Here is a 17,763-nt window from a genome sequence, read left to right on the forward strand (position 1 = left end):
GTCTGTCATTGTCGGGACGTGTGGTGCCTCAGCGCTGGCTACACCAGATGGGGTGAGGTACGGACGGAGCTGTTGATACCAACCTTGGCTCGGCAACTGATAGTGAGCTAGGCGGTATTCGGCCAAGCCGTCCCGCCATGAAGTCAGCAGTCCGTAGCGGTGCTCTAGCCTGATTCGTTTCTTGTCGACGGACCACTTCGCCCAAGGGGCGGCAAGTGCCGAGATTGCACCTGTCGCCAAGCCCGCGACTCCACCGATTGCTGCTGTCCACAGCTCAACGTCCACCGGAGCAATATACGGGTGAAGTCGGACATTTCCGTTCACGCACGACCGACTGAACCGGTCCGGGATCAACGTCCTTGAACTGGCTGCTCAAACGCTCAGGCGGCCATCATCGCTAGAGCCCCCACACGCCACCGTCGAACTCGAACATGTCGTTCGTGATGGGCACCGCTGTAGGCGTTACGCGGTCGCCGTCGACCTCAAGCACCGCAAACCCGGGTTGTTTGCCAGCCCGGAACTTCGCTGACGCTCCACGCCCGAGGTATCCCACTTCCATCCCTGTGTACTGCGAGATTGTGTCGTGACCGTACACGACACTGTAGATACCAATTCCCATCCGACCGGTGTAGCCGAGGGCAACGTTTGACGGCGCTCATCGAAATTCCCCACTAGCGCTCATCGAAATTCCCCACCCGTGTGGCACCGCCAACGAGGGCGGGTCTCCAACGAAGCTGATGGTCTCTGACCACGCACCAGCTATCCGAAGGAGACCCGCTCCTCATGCTTACACAGGAGGAAGATGTGGAAATCAACGCCTTGCACAAACGAGGCTGGAAGATCGCGGACATCGCGCGTCACACCGGCCGCGACCGCAAGACCATCAGGTCGTACCTGAACGGCACCACCACTCCCGGGGTGCGTAAACGCAGCGCACCGGACCCATTCGAGGTGTTCCTCGCCTACGTCACTGCACGTCTGATCGACGACCCACACCTGTGGGTCCGCACGCTCTGCGACGAACTCGAGGACCTCGGCTATCTGATGTCGTATCAAACGCTGCACCGCAAGATCCGCGAACTCAAACTCCGGCCGATCTGCCAAGCGTGCCTGACGGCCACCGAAAGACCCAACGCGGTCATCGAACACCCGCCAGGGGAAGAGACACAATGGGATTGGGTCGATCTACCCAACCCACCCGCCTCGTGGGGCTGGGGATCGATGGCCCACCTGTTCGTCGGAACTCTGGCGTGTTCGGGCAAATGGCGCGGCGTCCTCGCACCGAACATGACCCAACCACATGTCGTCGACGGACTCGACCGGATCTGCCGAGGCCTCGGCGGGATCAGCCGAGTCTGGCGGTTCGACCGAATGGCCACAGTCTGCCACCCCGAGTCCGGCCGGGTCACCGCCAGCTTCACCGGCGTCGCGAAACATTACGGTGTCTCCGTTGCGATCTGCCCACCGAGGCGCGGCAACCGCAAAGGTGCAGTGGAGAAGTCCAATCACACTGCAGCGCAGCGGTGGTGGCGAAATCTCTCCGACGATCTGAGCGTCGAGCAAGCCCAAGCGAGCCTCGATCGGTTCTGCAGTCTGCGCGGCGATACTCGCTTGCGGCCGACGAAGGACGGCAAAACTTCGGTAGCGACGATCGCCACCGCCGAAGGACTGCATCCGATGCCGCCGTCCGCGTATCCCGCGATCCTGTCCACTCATCGAGTCGTATCCCGGCAGGCGTTGGTGTCCTACCGCGGCAACCGCTACTCAGTGCCGCCCGAGCTCGCGTCCGCGCAGGTCACCGTCACCCACGTTCTCGGGACCGACGTCATCGACATCGTCACCACCTCGGGTATCGCCATCGCCCGGCACCGGCTGGCGGCCGATGGGACCGGGGCGATGGTCCGCGATCACGGCCACATCTACGCCCTCGAGCAAGCAGCGATGGCCGGCGCGAACACCGGACGTCCGCACCGCCGCAAGGAACGTATTCCGCCCGGACCGGACGCACTCGCCGCTGCAGAGAAGCTCCGAACAACAACCAGTGCAACATATCCCGACGCAGCGGACAGATCGGAAAACGACAGTCACGCAACCGAATCCGATACCGCAGGAGCGATTATCTACGACCTGTCGATCTATGAACGCGCCGCACACGGAAGGAACACCCTGTCATGACCGACCAGAAAGCTGCCACGAACGCCGACCGGTTACCGGCCCCGAACACCGCCGCTGCAGCCAGCCTTTACCAACGCCTGCGGGGGCATCTCGCTGTCCTGAAACTTCACGACGCCGCCGAAGCGCTGCCGTCGGTCCTCGATCAAGCAGCCGCCGAAGAACTGTCGATGACCGCGGCGTTGGACCGGTTGCTCTCGATCGAGGTCGAGGCCACCGAAGCCCGCCGACTGAACGGCAGACTCCGATTCGCGTGCCTGCCGACACCGGCATCGCTCGAGGACTTCGACTACGACGCAGCCGCTGGTGTCGACAGGAAGTTGATCGAGGAGTTGGCGACCTGCCGATACTTGGAGACAGCGACGAATGTGCTGCTCATCGGCCCGCCCGGGGTCGGCAAAACGCATCTGTCGGTCGGGCTGGCGCGTGCCGCAGCTCATGCCGGCTATCGAACGTATTTCACCACCGCAGCTGATCTCGCTGCCCGCTGTCATCGAGCCGCTCTCGAAGGAAGGTGGGCTACGACGATGCGGTTCTACGCTGGACCGACACTTCTCGTCGTTGATGAACTCGGCTACCTACCGTTGCCCGGCGAGGCAGCGTCGGCGTTGTTTCAGGTTGTCTCGCAACGGTATATGAAGACGTCGATCGTGATGACCACCAACCGTGGCGTGGGATCGTGGGGTGAAGTGCTCGGTGACAACACCGTCGCAGCAGCCATGCTCGACCGGCTTCTGCATCGATCCGTCGTGCTCAACCTCGACGGTGATTCCTACCGTCTCCGAGACCACAACGCCAGATCGGAGAAGCTCCGCAAAGCCACCACAGGAACCCGCCAACCACTACAGTGAAGTTCGCTCACGAGTGGGGAATTTCGGTGAGCGCGGTTGGGGAATTTCGCTGAGCCTCGTCACGTTGGGACCCAGCTTCTTCGCCGCTGTGTCCGATGAACCGCCGACGCGGTACAGAGGCGGCCTCGGGTTCGATCGAGTCCTTGATGGCTCGGCTCCCCGAGCGATTCTGGCACCCGACACCCGAAGTCGAAGATGGGCAGATGACCGGGCTCCAGCGCTATCTTGCAGACATCGACAGCTGGCTTCGACACGAGCTGTCGCTAGCCGATGCCGTCGCGCCCAGGTTGAGGGGTGTTGGCGCTCCACCCACGTTCGAGGTTCTGAACGCGCTCGGAATACCCCCCAAACGAATGGTTCTCGATCGTCCTGAACGACACACACGCGACGAACAGAAGGACAGCGCTATGAACACACCCGGAGCCATGCCCAGAACAACTAGCGCGCGGCTCCGTGTCAACGCACAGGACGGGTCGTTGTTCGCCCACCGGGATCTCGAAGTCTGTCGAGTCCTTGAGCACCGGCGAACGGGATTTGAGCCGTTCGTCGTGTCCTCTGTTGGATACGAAGTCGAATAACGTGGCTTCGCAGCGCATGACCTAATTGATGGCTAGAATCCTGTCTCATGGGCATCTTCGACTTAACAATCATCAGCGATCCGACTGTCCTGGACTACGGAAATCTACTGTTCAAGTCTGATTTTTCGGCCTACGCGGAATACGACGTAAACCTAGTTAAGTCGGCTGTGCTCGTGGCGGACCAAATTGACCTACGAAGCATTCGAGAAGAGGTCGCAAGGGTAAGCGAGGCGGAGTTCGGTAGATTTACGTACATGCCGTTGCAGCGGTACTTAGCTTTTGTGAACTACTCTGCATTTCCGGACCAAGGAGATTCTCTTGCGTATCCTGTGAACAGGTCGCTACTCGCCCCCGAGGAGGAAGCGCTGGCCGAACGTGAGCGGGTCATAGATTTTGTTGGCAGTGGGGGTTTGCCAGACATTATGGGTACCCCCTTCCACGAAAAGTACGTCGAACAGATGAACGAACTTACGGATGAACTCAGCTCATTCTTCTATAAAAAACGCCACGAGCTAAATTCTGACGATATGAAGTTGCTGCGCGAGCTTGATTCAGTGTCACTCGACGGCTGGTTTCCGGCCGAGGAGGATCGCGAGGAGCAGGTTTTTAGAATTACTTTCTCGGAGCAGGCTGGACCGTATTGGTCCTCTCTCGGAAATGCCCTACCGGATTTAATTGATGCCTCATCCACAACTTCGCTAATGCTCAGCGGTGTGGGTCTACCCAGCGCACAGGCTGGGACGGATACTCTGATTTCATCATCGCCGACAAGCCCCGCATCCATTGCCACGTCAGTCATGACGGGATTGCCAAGTTTCCAACGCTCAAGTCTCGCTCAGGTGCTTGACCTTCGTGAGGACCTCGGAGACTTCTTGCCAAACTTTCGTGGTGAGATGATCGACCTTTCGGATGCTATCGAAGCGAAGGGTGTCGAAGATTCGGCTGCTGTCCAGTATGAGCTAGAGAAAGCTTGGTATCAGAAGATCGCACCGCAGTTGGTGCAAATGCGCGCTATCGCAAAAGGGAAATCCTACCCTCGGACATTGCTCGATGAGATCGCTAATGATGGAGCTTCCCAGATCGCCACAGGTGCCAGTGTCGTAATCGCAGCAGGCGGATTGGTCGCTGGATTGTCGGTGCTACTTCCCGCTGCGGTAGGCGTGGCTTTGCCATTTGTGAAAGCCTATAATCAGCGATTGAAAGACAGAGATGATCTGAAATCCAATAGGTTATTTTTTCTTCACGAAGTCGATCGGCGACTCTCGAAGAAGTCAAAGCGATAAGTGCCTCGGCTTTGGGTTTTCCTATAGCGCCACCCGTCTAGCGATTTGCGATTGCTAAACGAACGGAGTGCCGAGTGGGTGTAGATGCACCGCTCACGTCAGGACTCAGAGGATGCCACATTTGCCGTGTGCGCAATAGGTGTCGGGTTGCCCATTTCCGACCGGTTGCCGTTCGTGTAGGACCAAGATGCCGTCTGTCTCGTGTTGTAAACACTGACAGGCGACTATGCGATCGGGACCATCGCGGCCGCGGCATTCGGGGCGGTGCTGTACACGGTGGTGACCGGGGACAGCATTGTGACGGCGTTGACGGGGATCATCGATGGAGCGTTGAACACTGCCGTCTGACACTGGTGTGTGATGATGACGGCCAGGGAGGCCGCTCGATTGGCGGCCAGAGGGATACGGCCAGGGCTGTGACGGTGGGGGAGCGGGTTGCGCCGGAGGGTGCTCTGGTGACCGTGACGGAGGATGGCGAGGTCTTCGTCGCGCGGGTGGAGGTGGAGAGTCCGCTACCGGGATTGACGTTGGCGGCGGAGGCCGTTGCTGCTGCGGAACCGGTTGCAGCGGAATGATGCTCGCTTTCCGGAGGGCGCTGCGTGACGATGAGGGTGGGGCGACGGTGTTGGCGGCGCTGGCGATGTCGGCGTTGATCGCCGTCGTGGTGCTGGTGATGCACGTCGGCTCGGCGGTGGACGCTCGTCATCAGGCGCAGTCGGCGGCCGATCTCGCGGCGCTGGCCGGGGCGGGCGCACTGGATCGTGGGGTTACCGACGCTTGCGAGTCGGCGCGATCAGTGGCGAGCAGGATGTCGACCGATTTGCGGAAGTGCACGATCGAGGGTTGGGACGTGGTCGTGACAGTAGGCCAACCAGTGTTCCTCGGGCGCTTCGGAATGTCCGACGCCATCGCCACGGCTCGGGCGGGTCCGGGGTGACGGCTCGCCCCGTTCGAGCCGGCTATTCCGCGCGCGTTCATCGAATGCGCGCGCATTTGCGTCGAACCCGGCCGCGAACCTGGGGCCTCGACGGTCCGACTTCAGCCGTCAGTGTGGAGTAACGGTGCGGGCCCCGGACTGCAGTGGGGCTAACCGAGTCAGTTGAGTGACGTGCTCCGGGGTGAGCTCGGCGATCGAATTGACCTGCAGCAGTTGCATGGTGCGCACGATGTCTTCGCGCAGGATCTCGATCATGCGATCGACGCCCTGGCGGCCGCCGGCCATCAGGCCGTACAGGTACGCCCGGCCGACGAGTGTGAACGACGCCCCCATCGCGATGGAGGCGACGATATCGGCACCGTGCATGATGCCCGTGTCGACGGCGACCTCGAAGTCGGAGCCGACCTCGCGCACGACCTGCGGCAGCAGGTGGAAGGGGACAGGAGCGCGATCGAGCTGTCGGCCTCCGTGGTTCGACAGGATGATGCCGTCGACTCCCAGTTCGGCGAGACGGGCCGAATCGGCCACCGACTGAACACCTTTGACGACCAGCTTGCCGGGCCAGATCTCCCGGATGACGTCGAGGTCCTCGAACGAGATGGACGGATCCATCGCCGAATTGAGCAGCTCCCCGACCGTGCCGCCGGTCGAAGACAGTGACGCGAACTCGAGCTTGGCCGTGGTGAGGAAGTCCCACCACCACCATGGACGCGGAATGGCGTTGGCGATCGTCGACGCGGTCAACTGCGGCGGGATGGAGAACCCGTTGCGCTTGTCGCGCAGGCGAGCTCCTGCAACCGGTGTGTCGACCGTGAACAGCAGTGTGTCGAAGCCTGCCTTCGCGGCGCGTTCGACCAGCCCGAACGAGATGTCGCGGTCGCGCATGACGTAGAGCTGGAACCAGTTGCGCCCATTCGGATTGGTGGCCTTGACGTCCTCTATCGACGTGGTGCCCAGCGTCGAGAGACAGAACGGAATTCCAGCCGCTCCGGCTGCGGCAGACCCGGCGTACTCACCCTCGGTCTGCATCAGGCGGGTGAATCCCGTCGGCGCGATGCCGAACGGGAGCGCGGACGGCCCACCGAACACTGTCGTCGAGGTGTCGACGTGGGAGACGTCCCGCAGGATCGAGGGATGGAATTCGACGTCGCGGAAGGCCTGACGAGCTCGCGAGAGTGAGATCTCGGCGTCGGCGGCACCGTCGGTGTAGTCGAACGCCGCGCGCGGGGTGCGTCGACGGGCGATGGTGCGGAGATCGTCGATGGTGAGTGCCGCGCTCAGGCGTCGGCGGCGCAGGTTCAGATCGGGCTTCTTGAACGAGAGGACCTCGCGCAGGTCGGTAGCTCTGGGAATCTGCCGGGTGATGGGCATGTCATGGTCTCGATTCTGTGGGCGGATCTCCTCCCACCACACCACCCGAGGTCCCGGCAGCGACGCGCAGGGTGGTGCCCCGTCAGCTCCGCATCAGAGTGCGGAGCGCCGTGGCTATCGCGGGTTCGGTGTATCCACCGGTCCTGGCCACGAATGTGGTTCGACAGGTGATCACTTCGATTCCCGACGCGTCGGTGAGGGTGTTGCTGGTGACCATCACGTCGCTGCCCGAGGACTGTCGAAACGATTCCAGACACAGGTCGGAGTTGATCCGGTCGCCCACCTCCAACGGTCGTCGGAGCACGATCTGCTGATCGGTGTGCAGCACGTCGCTCACGGAGTAGCCGATCAGCAGGTGCTCGAACAGTTCGGGCAACAGCCGCGTGCCGATGACGCTGACGAAAGTGACGGGGGCGATCAACGAGTCGTAGCCGAGAGTGGCTGCGGCACGTTCGAGGTGATGCGATGGATGGTCGTCCTGGACGGACCGGGCGAACTCTCGAATCTGTTCACGCCCGATCTCGTAGTCCTGCGGCGGGAGATAGTGACAACCCACCTTTTCCACGATGGCCGGAACAGCCGCTGCATACCGGCCCGTCACGTGATCGGTCACAGGCATGTCGGACCTCCACAAGTCCTCCGGCTTTGTCGAGTCATCGACATTGGAACAGACTCAGAACTGACAGGTCGTCAGAGTTGCGCATATTTGCGAACGATCACAGTGGAGTCGGCGGTGTGCTGGAGATTCGCCAGGGCGCGCCTCGCCGCAGGTTCGCAAACGCGCGCGCTTTTGCCAGGTGCGCGCAGATCCGCCCCGATCCGGCGGCAATTTTGCTCGCGTTCAGCAAATGCGCGCGCGTTTGCGGCCGAACTGGGGCACCGCTGCGCGCAGATCTGCCCCGATGCGGCAACAATTTTGCTCGCGTTCAGCGAATGCGCGCGCGTTTGCGGCCGAACTGGGGCACCGCTGCGCGCAGATCTGCCCCGATGCGGCAGCAATTTTGCTCGCGTTCAGCGTATGCGCGCGCGTTTGCGACCGAACTGGGGCACCGCTGCGCGCAGATCCGCCCCGATGCGGCAGCAATTCTGCTCGCGTTCAGCGAATGCGCGCGCGTTTGCGGCCGAGCTGGGGCGGCCCGCTCACCCCTCCCGAGTGATGGCCGACAACACCGCCGTCAACACTCGAACAGCGCCGTCTTTGTCCAGTGGATCGTTGCCGTTTCCGCATTTGGGTGATTGCACACACGAGGGACATCCGGTCTGACATTCGCACGAGACGATGGCGTCTTTCGTGGCGGTGAGCCAGTCTGCGATGGCGACGTGTCCTCGGTCGGCGAAGCCTGCTCCGCCGTCGTATCCGTCGTAGACGAACACCGTCGGCAGGCCGGTGTCGGGGTGCAGTGCCGTCGACACTCCGCCGATGTCCCAGCGATCGCAGGTCGCCACCAGGGGCAGCAATCCGATCGCGGCGTGTTCCGCGGCGTGCAGTGATCCGGGGAATCGTTCGTACGGAACTCCGCTGTGCTCGAGCAACTCCGGAGTGATGGTGTACATGACGGCTCGGGTGTCGAGAGTCTGTGCGGGCATGTCGAGTTCGATGGAATCGAGTACCTCGCCGGAGAGCAGGCGTCGCAGATATCCGACGACTTGATGTGTGACGTTCACCTGAACCAGCGCGACGCGTACCTCGCCGTAGTCGACGGATTCGTGCACCGCGGTGATCGAGATGTCGGTGATCTCGCGCGCCGAGGTGTTCCATTCGGGCTGCTCGGCGTGCACCAGTGCGAGACCGGCATCGAGATCGAGTTCGTCGACGACGAAGGACTCGCCCTGGTGGATGTGGACGGCACCGGGGTGGGCGGTGGCGGGCGCTCTTCCCCCGTCGACTGTGCCGAGCATGCGGCCCGACTCGCCGTCGACGATGGCCACCTGCACCCCGGTGCCGCCGCGAATGTTGACCGCGCCGTGCGGCGAGAGTTGCTGTCCCTCGGGGGTGATGAACCACCCGTGCGGACGCTTGCGTACGTAGCCCTTCAGCTCGAGTTCCTCTAGCACCGATTCCGCGTTCAGCTCCTCGGCCTCGACGAGGGTGATCGGTAGTTCGACTGCAGCGCAGAGCAATTGCGGAGCCAGGATGTACGGGTTGGTGGGATCGGTGACGGTGGCCTCGACAGGCTTGTCCAGCAGGGCCGCCGGGTGATGCACCAGATACGTGTCGAGGGGATCGTCACGCGCCACCAGTACCAGCAACGAGCCTTCCCCGCGTCGTCCTGCCCGGCCGCCCTGCTGCCAGAACGACGCGACGGTGCCGGGAAAGCCGGCGACGATCACCGCGTCCAAACCGGCGATGTCCACGCCCAGTTCGAGCGCATTGGTGGTGGCGACGCCGAGCAGGGTGCCGTCGGACAGATCGGATTCGAGCTTGCGCCGGTCCTCGGCCAAATACCCTGCGCGATAGGCGGCGACGCGTCGTACTAGCTGCGGATCGACGTCGGCGAGAATTCGCTGGGTACCCAGAGCGGTCACTTCGGCTCCGCGTCTGGACCGCACGAATGCCAGGGTTCGCGCGCCCTCCACCAACAGGTCGGCCATGATGCGCGACGCCTCGGCCCCGGCCGACTTGCGAACCGGCGCACCGTTCTCGCCGGTGATCTCCTCGAGCAGCGGCGGTTCCCACAATGCGACGGTGCGTGCTCCGTGCGGGGATCCGTCCTCGGTGATCTCCTCGCACGGCGCTCCGATGAGGCGACTGGCTGCTCGCCCCGGTTCGGACGTCGTCGCACTGGCCAGAACGAATACCGGCGATGCGCCGTACCGTGCGCACAGGCGTCGTAGCCGGCGTAGCACCAACGCGACGTTGGATCCGAAAACGCCGCGGTAGTAATGGCATTCGTCCACCACCACGTAGCGCAGATTGCGAAGGAACCGCGACCATCGCTCGTGCGAGCCGAGGATGCCGAGATGCAACATGTCGGGATTGGTGAAGATCCACCGCGCATTGGCGCGTGCCCACTGGCGAATCTCGATCGGCGTGTCACCGTCGTACGCGCTGGGGAACACTTCGGCGAGTTCTTCTGAGCACGAACGTAACTCGTCGGTGATCGAGATCGTGGTGCGTAGCTGGTCGGCACCGAGGGCCTTGGTGGGGGCCAGGTACAGCGCGGTCGCCCGGGCATCGGCGGACAGCGTCGTCAGAATCGGGAGTTGATATGCCAGCGATTTGCCCGACGCCGTGCTGGTCGAGAGCACCACGTGACTGCCTTCGGCCGCGAGTGTCGCCGCACGTGCCTGATGCGTCCACGGTTGTGCGATCCCACGAGAGGTGATCACCTGCACCACTTCCGGGCCGACCCACGACGGCCAGGAGGCGAACTGCGAGGCCCGTGCCGGCAGCTCCGCGACGTGGGTCAGCGGGCTCTTGTTCGCGGGCGAGCCCGCCAGCACCCGATCCAGCAACCGCTGCCCGTAAGTCTCTACATCCGCACCGCCCAGCGGATGCTTGTCGCTCACTGCCGGTCTCCATGCATTCGTTCGATCTACTGGCCACCCGTTCGAGCTCGATGCGACCTGGGGTCCTCATGCTATCGCGGACGCGAAACGGGCCGCTCGAGCCCTGGTGAGAGTGGTATTTCGCCCGTCCGGCGGTGTGTGCTCCCCCGACGCGGGCAATTTGTTCGAAAAGGGTCGGTTTTCGACTGTTGCGAACGCGGAGTTCATGGTTCACTTGACGCGGTCGCAGCTTCTGTGTTCGTTCTACGCTTCGCAGGATCTTATGTTGCGGGCGCGGTACTGGGAGAGCTCGTCCATCAGGGGGAATCCTGAGGGGGATTCGTACAAGTGCAGCGGTCGGAACCGGCCCGATGGATCGAAAGTGCGCTCCATCGAATCCGGTGTTAGAAAGAGAAGGAAAAGCATGGCACAGGGAACTGTGAAGTGGTTCAACGCCGAAAAGGGCTTTGGATTCATCGCACCAGAAGACGGCTCCGCTGACGTTTTCGTTCACTACTCCGAGATCCAGGGCAGCGGCTTCCGCACCCTCGAGGAGAACCAGCGCGTCGAGTTCGAGGTCGGACAGGGCACCAAGGGTCCTCAGGCCACGGGCGTTCGCGCAGTCTGATTCTCTTCTCTTCGGAGTCGAGATACTCATCCCCCTTTCCCATCGGCCTACTACAGGCGATGGGAAAGGGGGATGTTTCGTTCGGGCGAACCACCGGGGAGCGTCGAAAGCCGTGAGCGCGGACGCCGATGTCCTAATGTCCATGCTGTGAACCAGCTGTCCTTCTTCTCTGCCGAGTCGTTACCGCCCGCGGTGACCGATCTCAGCGGGCTGCTGGCTGCCACCGGGCATGTCGTCACCTCCTCGGGTTCGGCCCGTATCTCCGTCGTGGTCGACGCGCAGTGGCGCGCGGATGCCATCGCCGAACTCATCGAGCAATGCGGTCTGACGCCGGAGCTCGGTCGGTCGGAAGAGGACAGACCACTGGTGCGTACCGCGTCGGTGCCCGAACTGTCTGCCTTGGCGTCTCTGTGGACCAAGGGCGCTGTCAAGGCCGTCCCGCCCGGTTGGGTACCGGGTTCCCGTGAACTGCGCGCCTGGGTGCTCGCATCGGGTCGTCCCGAGGCCGAGGGGGAGCGCTACGTGCTCGGCCTCGATCCTCATGCGCCGGAGACGCACGCCGTCCTGGCTCAGTCACTGATGCGCGCGGGTATCGCGCCGACGCTCATCGGCACGCGCGGATCCAATCCTGGCCTCCGAATCACCGGTCGACGTCGGCTGTTGCGACTGACCGAGAACGTCGGCGAGGCTCCACAGAACGTGGACGCACGTACCAATTGGCCCCACGCCGAGTAGAACGATCTGTGACTGATCTGCGAGTATTTGGCCGACGTATGTCAGTCTGTTAGTAGTGGGACAGGCAAATCTGCCTGTGAAAACGCACTAGGGAAGGTTCGGCAGCAAGGTGGCAGCACGTAACAGCGGCACGGGGGACAGCTCCGCCGAGCCACGTCGTCTGGTCATCGTCGAGTCTCCGACCAAGGCAAAGAAGATCGCCCCGTACCTCGGGAGCAACTACGTCGTCGAGGCCTCCGTCGGCCACATTCGCGACCTTCCCCGCGGTGCCGCGGATGTTCCCGCGAAGTACAAGGGTGAGCCCTGGGCGCGTCTCGGCGTGGACGTCGACCACGACTTCGAGGCCCTCTACGTCGTCTCGCCGGAGAAGAAGGGCAAGGTCGCCGAGCTCAAGAGCCTGCTCAAGGACGCCGACGAGCTCTATCTCGCCACTGACCCCGACCGCGAGGGTGAGGCCATCGCCTGGCATCTCCTCGAGACCCTGAACCCCAAGATCCCCGTTCGACGCATGGTGTTCCACGAGATCACCAAGCCGGCCATCCTCGCCGCCGCGGCCGATACCCGCGACCTGGACCAAGACCTGGTCGACGCCCAGGAGACGCGTCGTATCCTCGACCGTCTCTACGGCTACGAGGTCAGCCCGGTGCTGTGGAAGAAGGTCATGCCGAAGCTCTCGGCAGGCCGAGTGCAGTCCGTCGCCACCCGCATCGTCGTCCAGCGTGAGCGCGAGCGGATGGCTTTCCGCAGCGCGGAGTACTGGGACATCTCCGCCACGCTCGACGCCGGAGCCGAGGCAACGCCGCGCAGTTTCGGTGCCCGTCTGGTCAATGTCGACGGCAATCGCGTCGCCGCCGGTCGCGACTTCGGGGCCGACGGCAAGCTCAAGTCCGATGCAGTGACCGTCCTCGACGAACCCCGTGCCCGACGCCTCGCCGAGGCTCTCGAGGGCGTCGATCTGACGGTCGCGTCCGCCGAGGACAAGCCCTACACCCGCAAGCCCTACCCGCCGTTCATGACGTCGACGCTGCAGCAGGAAGCCGCCCGCAAGTTGCGCTTCAGCTCCGAGCGCACCATGCGGGTCGCGCAGCGGCTGTACGAGAACGGCTACATCACCTACATGCGTACCGACTCGACGACGCTGTCGGCGTCGGCGATCTCCGCGGCACGCACACAGGCGACCGAGCTCTACGGGCCGGAGTACGTCCATCCCTCGCCGCGGCAGTACACCCGCAAGGTCAAGAACGCGCAGGAGGCCCACGAGGCCATCCGCCCGTCCGGTGACGTCTTCCAGACGCCCGGTCAGTTGCACTCGGCCCTGCAGACCGACGAATTCCGACTCTACGAGTTGATCTGGCAGCGCACGGTCGCGTCGCAGATGGCCGATGTTCGCGGCACCACGCTGACTTTGCGCATCACCGGAACGGCCGGAACCGGCGAGGAGTGCACGTTCTCCGCATCCGGTCGCACCATCACGTTCGCCGGCTTCCTCAAGGCCTACGTGGAGAGCGTCGACGATCAGGCAGGCGGACAGTCCGACGACGCCGAATCCCGTTTGCCTGCCCTGGTTCAGGGCCAGGCCGTCACCGCCACCCAGCTCGATCCCGACGGCCACACCACGAACCCGCCCGCACGATTCACCGAGGCGTCGCTCATCAAGACGCTAGAGGAACTGGGCATCGGTCGGCCGTCGACGTATTCGTCGATCATCAAGACCATCCTCGACCGCGGGTACGTCTACAAGCGCGGCAGTGCACTGGTGCCGTCGTGGGTGGCGTTCTCGGTGGTTGCCTTGCTGGAGGCGCACTTCGGGCGTCTGGTGGACTTCGACTTCACCGCAGGGATGGAGGACGACCTCGACGCGATCGCGGGAGGCCGTGAGCGACGCGGCAATTGGCTGCAGAGCTTCTACTTCGGCGGCGACACCGGTGCCGAGGGTTCGGTGGCCCGCTCCGGTGGTCTGAAGAAGATGGTGGGCCAGAATCTCGAAGAGATCGATGCGCGCACCATCAACTCCATTCGCCTGTTCGACGACTCCGAGGGGCGCGAGATCCATGTGCGCGTAGGCCGTTACGGCCCGTACCTCGAGCGCATGGTGCGCAACGACGACGATCCCGACGGCGATCCGATCAGCCAGCGCGCCAACCTGCCCGACGATCTTCCGCCGGACGAATTGACGATCGACTTCGCCGAAAAGCTGTTCGCCACACCGCAAGAGGGCCGCAAACTCGGTGTCGATCCGCTGACCGGTCACGACATCGTCGCCAAGGAAGGCCGTTTCGGGCCCTACGTCACCGAGATCCTGCCCGAGCCGGAACCCGAACCGACGCCCCCCGAGCCCGACATCGTCCCGGTGCCGTCCGGCAACGACAGTGACGGCGGCGGCGGGGTCAAGACCGCGGTGAAGAAGGCCGCGGCCAAGAAAGCACCGGCCAAGAAGGCGGCTGCGAAGAAGGCGACCGGCCCCAAGCCGCGCACCGGTTCTCTGCTCAAGTCCATGGATCTGGCGACCATCACGCTCGACGATGCACTCAAGCTGCTGTCGCTGCCGCGTGTCGTCGGAGTCGATCCGGAGTCCAAGGAAGAGATCCTCGCGCAGAACGGTCGCTACGGCCCGTATCTGAAGAAGGGCACCGACTCTCGCTCGCTCGCCGACGAGGATCAGATGTTCACCGTCACGCTGGAAGAGGCGCTCAAGATCTACGCCGAGCCCAAGCGTCGCGGTCGTCAGGGTGAAGCCAAGCCGCCGCTACGCGAGATGGGCGTCGACCCGATCAGTGAGAAGCCGATGGTGATCAAGGACGGTCGCTTCGGGCCGTACGTCACCGACGGTGAGACAAACGCCAGCCTGCGCAAGGACGACGACGTGGAGTCGATCACCGACGATCGCGCGTCGGAGTTGTTGGCGGACAGGCGTGCTCGCGGGCCGGTGAAGAAGAAGGCACCGGCCAAGAAGGCGGCTGCCAAGAAGGCACCGGCGAAGAAGGCCGCTGCGAAGAAAGCTCCGGCCAAGAAAGCTGCTGCGAAGAAGACGGCCACCAAGACCACTGCCGCGAAGAAGGCACCGGTCAAGAAGGCTCCGGCCAAGAAGACCGACAGCGAATAGCTCGCGAGCTCGAAGTTATGGACGGGATTTCGGCCGAATGCGTCCATAACTTCGAGTTCGGCGCTGCTCGGGAACAGTGCGGCGGGGGGTTGTCGGCCCCAACCACTAGGGTTGCGTGCATGGCGGGTGTGTTCGATCGATTGGTCGGTCAGGAAGATGTCGAGGCCGATCTGACGGAGGCAGCGGTGGCGGCTCGCAGCGGCGTCGACTCGTCGGCGATGACGCATTCCTGGCTGTTCACCGGCCCGCCCGGGTCCGGTCGTTCCATCGCCGCCCTGTGCTTCGCCGCGGCATTGCAGTGCACCACCGAGGGCGTTCCGGGATGCGGGCACTGCCAGGCCTGTTCGACGACGATGGCCGGAACCCACGGCGATGTGCGACGCGTCGTGCCCGAAGGCTTGAGCATCAGCACCAAGGAGATGCGAGACATCGTCTCCATCGCCTCGCGTCGGCCGAGCACAGGTCTGTGGCAGGTGGTCGTCGTGGAGGACGCCGACCGACTCACCGAAGGTGCCGGAAACGTGTTGCTGAAGGTGGTCGAGGAGCCGCCGGCGCGGACGGTGTTCCTGCTGTGTGCACCGTCGGTCGATCCGCAGGACATCTCGGTGACCCTGCGCTCGCGCTGCCGGCACGTCTCGCTGGTCACGCCCACGGTGCCGGCGATCGCGCAGGTGCTGCAGACGCGCGACAAGCTCGACGCCGAGACGGCGGAGTGGGCCGCATCGATCAGCGGCGGCCACGTGGGCCGGGCTCGTCGACTCGCCACCGACGAGGACGCGCGGGCGCGTCGCAAACGTGCGCTGGCTCTGGCGTCGGCTGCGGCTCGGCCCAATCAGGCCTACCTCGCGGCCGAGGAGTTGGTGAAGGCCGCCGAGGACGAGGCCAAGGAGATGAGTGCCTCGCGCGACGAGGCCGAAACCGAGGAACTGCGGACGGCCCTGGGTGCGGGCGGTACCGGTAAGGGCGCGGCGGGCGCGCTGCGCGGCTCGGCCGGGGTGCTCAAGGATCTGGAGAAGCGGCAGAAGTCGCGTGCCACCCGAACCGGTCGCGATTCACTCGATCGCGCGCTGATGGATCTGGTGGGCCTGTATCGAGATGCGCTCGCTCGCTCGTACGGATCGACCGCGACCGCGACGCACCCCGACATGGCCGAGCAGGTCGAACGCATGGCAAAAGCCGTCCCACCCGAGGCGTTGCTGAAGAGCATCGAAGCAATCCTCGAATGCCGAGAGTCGTTGGCGGTCAACGCGAAACCGAAGTTCGCGATCTATGCGATGGTCGCAACTCTGGGCGACGTACTGCGCTAGCTCTGCGTCTTCTTGCGGGCCCGCGAGGCCCGGAGATTGGCAATGTTGCCGCAGGTCTTCACGTCGTGCCAGACGCCACTGTTGTTGCGGGAGCGGTCGTAGAAGGCGGATCCGCACGCCTCGTTCTTGCAACGCTTGAGTCGACGCCACGTGTCCGCCTGTTGGGCGAGAAGCACTTCCGACCAGATCTGCGACGCGATCCGGTCGGACCCGGTGCCGGTGGGGGAGAGCCGGACGGTGCCGTCGGTACCCGGAACGAGCTCGACTCGGACTGCCGGCTGCGCAGTCATATCGCCTGCAATGGCCGCTTCCACATCGGATCTCAGTATCCGTAGAGCGGCTGCGTCTGCGTCCGACAACGTTTTCCCCCAGGTGGACGACGCTGTCTCGCCGTCTGCGATGAGGTCGGGCAGGTCGTAGGCATCGATGGCCCGCGTGTTGAGCAGATCCTGAACCACCTGCAAGCCGTCGGGTGCCGGCGCGAGTCGGAAGCGCTCCGTCGGAGACAGTGACATAACTGAACTGTATTTGACTATGTCGTGTCGGTCAATTATGAATGACAGAGTCAAAAGCATTTGACCTCTGTCTCGAAGGGTGACGACCATGGTGTCGATTCAAGGAGCAACAGTGTTGGTGACCGGCGGTCAGCGCGGTCTGGGCAAGGCGACGGTCGACGCGTTGCTCGAGCGTGGGGCCGCGAAGGTCTACGCGACAGCCAGAAATCCGCGAGAGGACACCGATCCTCGGGTGGTGCCGGTTGCCCTCGATGTCGCCGACGCCGATTCCGTTGCAGCGCTTGGCGATATCGCGTCCGACGTGTCGATCGTCTTCAACAATGCCGGTGCGCCGGGTACTACTCCGCTGCTGACGACGTCGATCGACGACATTCGCGCGGTGTTCGAGACCAACGTGTTCGGTGCCCTGCGAATCGCGCAGGAATTCGCCCCGATCCTGAGGGCCAACGGCGGCGGGGCCTTGGTCGACATTCATTCGGTGTTGTCGTGGCTCGGCGGTGCGGGTGCCTACGGTGCATCCAAAGCGGCGATCTGGTCGGCCACCAACTCGCTGAGGCTCGAGCTCGCACCGCAGGGAACCCTCGTCGTCGGGGTGCATCTCGGATACACCGACACCGACATGATCGCCGATCTCGACGTCCCGAAGAACGACCCACGCGACGTGGTGCGCCAGGTGCTCGACGCCGTCGAGGCCGGCGAGACCGAAGTGCTCGCCGACGACGTGACCAGGCACGTCAAGTCGATCCTGAGCGGGCCGGCGGAAGGACTCGGCCTTGCAGGCTGATCGCACGAGG

14 protein-coding genes are annotated in these 17,763 nt (G+C 63.6%); 10 read left to right on the forward strand and 4 right to left on the reverse strand.

Features of this window, described 5'->3' with window-relative positions:
- Positions 1–783: 783 nt before the first annotated feature.
- The 5 genes from NY08_RS20435 (at position 784) to NY08_RS20460 (ending at position 5,821) form a co-directional block, all read left to right on the forward strand.
- Positions 784–2,175, forward strand: a complete 1,392-nt coding sequence (locus NY08_RS20435) for a Mu transposase domain-containing protein (RefSeq protein ID WP_045194499.1) — start codon at positions 784–786, stop codon at positions 2,173–2,175.
- Positions 2,172–3,023, forward strand: a complete 852-nt coding sequence (gene istB / locus NY08_RS20440) for an IS21-like element helper ATPase IstB (protein WP_045194497.1) — start codon at positions 2,172–2,174, stop codon at positions 3,021–3,023. Before NY08_RS20435 ends, istB begins: the two co-directional genes overlap by 4 nt.
- A 625-nt stretch (positions 3,024–3,648) precedes the next feature.
- Positions 3,649–4,884 (forward strand): hypothetical protein, encoded by a 1,236-nt coding sequence (locus tag NY08_RS20450; RefSeq protein WP_045198450.1) that lies wholly within the window; start codon positions 3,649–3,651, stop codon positions 4,882–4,884.
- A 213-nt stretch (positions 4,885–5,097) separates the two neighbouring features.
- On the forward strand, positions 5,098–5,232 hold the full coding sequence (locus tag NY08_RS25680) for a DUF4244 domain-containing protein (protein WP_082073900.1): 135 nt from the start codon (positions 5,098–5,100) through the stop codon (positions 5,230–5,232).
- Between the two features lie 223 nt (positions 5,233–5,455).
- Positions 5,456–5,821, forward strand: coding sequence for a flp pilus-assembly TadE/G-like family protein (locus tag NY08_RS20460; protein WP_442970764.1), 366 nt, complete (start codon positions 5,456–5,458; stop codon positions 5,819–5,821).
- A gap of 108 nt (positions 5,822–5,929) precedes the next feature.
- Here NY08_RS20460 and NY08_RS20465 read toward each other — a convergent pair whose 3' ends face one another.
- The 3 genes from NY08_RS20465 to NY08_RS20475 all read right to left on the reverse strand — a co-directional run bounded on the left by NY08_RS20465 (position 5,930) and on the right by NY08_RS20475 (position 10,702).
- On the reverse strand, positions 5,930–7,192 hold the full coding sequence (locus tag NY08_RS20465; RefSeq protein WP_045198452.1) for an alpha-hydroxy acid oxidase: 1,263 nt from the start codon (positions 7,190–7,192) through the stop codon (positions 5,930–5,932).
- Between the two features lie 82 nt (positions 7,193–7,274).
- Complete coding sequence (locus NY08_RS20470; protein WP_144407406.1) at positions 7,275–7,811, reverse strand: FAS1-like dehydratase domain-containing protein; 537 nt, start codon at positions 7,809–7,811, stop codon at positions 7,275–7,277.
- A gap of 521 nt (positions 7,812–8,332) precedes the next feature.
- Positions 8,333–10,702 (reverse strand): DEAD/DEAH box helicase, encoded by a 2,370-nt coding sequence (locus NY08_RS20475; RefSeq protein WP_045198454.1) that lies wholly within the window; start codon positions 10,700–10,702, stop codon positions 8,333–8,335.
- 403 nt (positions 10,703–11,105) lie between these two features.
- Between NY08_RS20475 and NY08_RS20480 the strand changes: the two genes are divergently transcribed.
- From NY08_RS20480 to NY08_RS20495, 4 genes are all read left to right on the forward strand, one after another.
- Complete coding sequence (locus NY08_RS20480; RefSeq protein ID WP_005248460.1) at positions 11,106–11,309, forward strand: cold-shock protein; 204 nt, start codon at positions 11,106–11,108, stop codon at positions 11,307–11,309.
- A gap of 147 nt (positions 11,310–11,456) precedes the next feature.
- On the forward strand, positions 11,457–12,044 hold the full coding sequence (locus NY08_RS20485; RefSeq protein WP_032395242.1) for a hypothetical protein: 588 nt from the start codon (positions 11,457–11,459) through the stop codon (positions 12,042–12,044).
- A 109-nt stretch (positions 12,045–12,153) separates the two neighbouring features.
- The gene (topA, locus tag NY08_RS20490; protein ID WP_045198457.1) at positions 12,154–15,147 is read left to right on the forward strand and encodes a type I DNA topoisomerase; all 2,994 of its coding nucleotides are present in this window, start codon (positions 12,154–12,156) and stop codon (positions 15,145–15,147) included.
- Between the two features lie 119 nt (positions 15,148–15,266).
- Positions 15,267–16,454 (forward strand): DNA polymerase III subunit delta', encoded by a 1,188-nt coding sequence (locus tag NY08_RS20495; RefSeq protein WP_045198461.1) that lies wholly within the window; start codon positions 15,267–15,269, stop codon positions 16,452–16,454.
- Here NY08_RS20495 and NY08_RS20500 read toward each other — a convergent pair.
- Positions 16,451–16,969 (reverse strand): CGNR zinc finger domain-containing protein, encoded by a 519-nt coding sequence (locus NY08_RS20500; RefSeq protein ID WP_045198462.1) that lies wholly within the window; start codon positions 16,967–16,969, stop codon positions 16,451–16,453. The two genes, NY08_RS20495 and NY08_RS20500, sit on opposite strands and share 4 nt — an antisense overlap.
- Before the next feature lie 88 nt (positions 16,970–17,057).
- Between NY08_RS20500 and NY08_RS20505 the strand changes: the two genes are divergently transcribed.
- Positions 17,058–17,753: an SDR family oxidoreductase gene (locus NY08_RS20505; protein ID WP_045200869.1), complete on the forward strand. Its 696-nt coding sequence runs from the start codon at positions 17,058–17,060 to the stop codon at positions 17,751–17,753.
- The last annotated feature ends 10 nt before the right edge of the window (positions 17,754–17,763 follow it).

It is taken from the genome of Rhodococcus sp. B7740, assembly GCF_000954115.1.
Lineage (GTDB): Bacteria > Actinomycetota > Actinomycetes > Mycobacteriales > Mycobacteriaceae > Rhodococcoides.